The sequence below is a fragment of the Arthrobacter sp. Hiyo1 genome, from assembly GCF_001263615.2.
In the GTDB taxonomy this organism is placed as follows: domain Bacteria; phylum Actinomycetota; class Actinomycetes; order Actinomycetales; family Micrococcaceae; genus Arthrobacter.
This window is the reverse complement of the sequence record NZ_DF952473.1, coordinates 233,008-235,476: the sequence shown is the minus strand read 5'-3', so window position 1 is coordinate 235,476 and position 2,469 is coordinate 233,008. Positions and strand designations below refer to the sequence as shown.

The window sequence follows — 2,469 nt, the reverse complement described above, 5'->3', positions numbered from 1 at the left end:
CCGCCGTCGCGGCTGGCGCCGCGTGGACCGGGCCCTGGAAATCCTCGGTGACGACGTTCCGGACCACCTCAAGTACGCGGGTGAACTCCGGGTCGCGCACAAGCAGGCCAGCCTCGATGAATTGGGCCGGCTTGCCGATCCGCCCATGACCAAGGACGCCATCGCGGGAAGGATCCGCCGGCTGCTGGCCATGGCGGACAAGCGGGCCGGCGACCTGGGGATCCCGGGCACCGAGGCAAATGTGACCCCCGAAATGATGGACGAATAGGGCGCCCGTCCTAGAATCGTCAGGGTGTAGATTTCCGGCCGGTTCGCCGGTCGGATGAACAAAACGAGAGTTACCAAACGGACCCCGGTCCACTACATTGGAGGATTTCGTGACAGAGTACGTACTGCCCGAGCTCGGCTACGACTACGCAGCACTTGAGCCGCACATTTCGGCGAAGATCATGGAGCTGCACCACAGCAAGCACCACGCCGCCTATGTAGCAGGCGCCAACAACGCTTTGGCCCAGTTGGCCGAGGCGCGCGACAAGGGCGACTTCGCCAACATCAACCGCCTCTCCAAGGACCTCGCGTTCCACACCGGCGGCCACATCAACCACTCCGTGTTCTGGAACAACATCTCCCCGGACGGTGGCGACAAGCCCGAGGGTGAGCTGGCTGCGGCCATCGATGACGCCTTCGGCTCCTTCGATGCTTTCCGTGCCCAGTTCTCGGCAGCCGCGCTTGGACTGCAGGGTTCCGGCTGGGGCTTCCTTGCCTACGAGCCCATCGGCGGCAACCTCCTCATCGAGCAGCTCTACGACCAGCAGGGCAATGTCGCAGTCGGCACCACGCCGCTGCTCATGCTGGACATGTGGGAGCACGCTTTCTACCTGGACTACGTCAACGTCAAGGCCGACTATGTCAAGGCCTTCTGGAACATCGTCAACTGGGCCGACGTCGCAAAGCGCTTCGAAGCGGCCCGCGCGAACGCCACCGGGCTGATCGTTCTCTAGGGACTCCGCCCAGGATCGGTGAGTGACGCGGAATACACGGGGATGTAACAAACTTCACATTCAGGTGAATTTCGCCCAAATACCGGATTGTCTGCCCCCGCAGTTGCGGGGGCAGACGTAGTTAAACGTAAGATGGGTCACGGAAGGCGGTTAGCCTTCAGCAATGTGGCTGGTCGCCCTCCGATCTGATAATCACTTCTGCCCAATGGTGTGCGGGAATTGTTAGTTGGAATCAAGATCCGACTCACTAGGTGTGCTTGCAAGAGCACCAAGGAGACTGAAATAGTGACCACCCGTATTGGTATCAACGGCTTTGGCCGCATCGGCCGCAACTACTTCCGCGCAGCACTCGCCCAGGGTGCCGACCTCGAAATTGTTGCGGTCAACGACCTCACGAGTCCCGAGGCACTTGCCCACCTTTTGAAGTACGACTCCGTCGGCGGCCGCCTGACCCAGTCCGTCGAAGTCAAAGAGGGCAACCTCATTGTCGACGGCAGCATCATCAAGGTCCTCGCAGAGCGCGACCCTGCAAACCTGCCGTGGGCCGAACTGGGCGTCGACATCGTCATCGAGTCCACCGGCTTCTTCACCAAGGCCGCCGCTGCGCAGAAGCACATCGACGCAGGTGCCAAGAAGGTCCTGATCTCCGCTCCTGCTTCGGACGAAGACATCACCATCGTCATGGGCGTCAACCACGAGCTCTACGACCCCGCAGCACACCACATCATTTCCAACGCTTCCTGCACCACCAACTGCCTCGGCCCGCTGGCCAAGGTGGTCAACGACGCCTTCGGCATCGAACGCGGCCTCATGACCACGGTGCACGCCTACACGGCGGACCAGAACCTGCAGGACGGCCCCCACAGCGATCTCCGCCGTGCCCGCGCCGCAGCGATCAACATGGTTCCCACCTCCACTGGTGCTGCCAAGGCGATCGGCCTCGTCCTTCCGGAACTCAAGGGCAAGCTCGACGGCTACGCCATCCGCGTCCCGGTCCCCACCGGTTCCGCCACGGACCTGACCGTCACGGTTTCCCGCGAAGTAACCGTTGAGGAAGTCAACGCGGCTCTCAAGGCAGCTTCGGAGACCGAGCAGTTCAAGGGCATCCTCAGCTACACGGCAGACCCGATCGTCTCTTCTGACATCGTCGGCGACCCCTCTTCTTCGATCTTCGACTCCGGCCTAACCAAGGTCATCGGCAACCAGGTCAAGGTTGTTTCCTGGTATGACAACGAATGGGGCTACTCCAACCGCCTCGTTGACCTCACGGAGCTCGTCGCATCCAAGCTGGGCTAGGGTAGACACATGACATCTCACACCCTCAACGAACTGATCGCTGAAGGTGTCCGCGGGCGGTACATTCTTGTCAGAAGTGACCTGAATGTGCCGCTCGACGGCTCTACAGTGACCGACGACGGCCGCATCAAGGCTTCCCTCCCGGTCATCGAAAAGCTCTCGGACGCCGGTG

Annotated in this window: 4 protein-coding genes; all 4 read left to right on the top strand. The window is 61.5% G+C overall.

Going from position 1 to position 2,469, the window contains the following annotated elements; genetic code table 11:
- On the top strand, window positions 1–268 hold a 268-nt coding region (whiA, locus tag AHiyo1_RS16590), incomplete at its 5' end, for a DNA-binding protein WhiA (protein ID WP_084784548.1).
- A gap of 109 nt (window positions 269–377) precedes the next feature.
- Complete coding sequence (locus AHiyo1_RS16585; RefSeq protein WP_059389282.1) at window positions 378–1,001, top strand: superoxide dismutase; 624 nt, start codon at window positions 378–380, stop codon at window positions 999–1,001.
- A gap of 285 nt (window positions 1,002–1,286) precedes the next feature.
- Window positions 1,287–2,297, top strand: coding sequence for a type I glyceraldehyde-3-phosphate dehydrogenase (gene gap / locus AHiyo1_RS16580; RefSeq protein WP_059389281.1), 1,011 nt, complete (start codon window positions 1,287–1,289; stop codon window positions 2,295–2,297).
- A gap of 9 nt (window positions 2,298–2,306) precedes the next feature.
- On the top strand, window positions 2,307–2,469 hold a 163-nt coding region (gene pgk / locus AHiyo1_RS27050), incomplete at its 3' end, for a phosphoglycerate kinase (protein WP_084784547.1).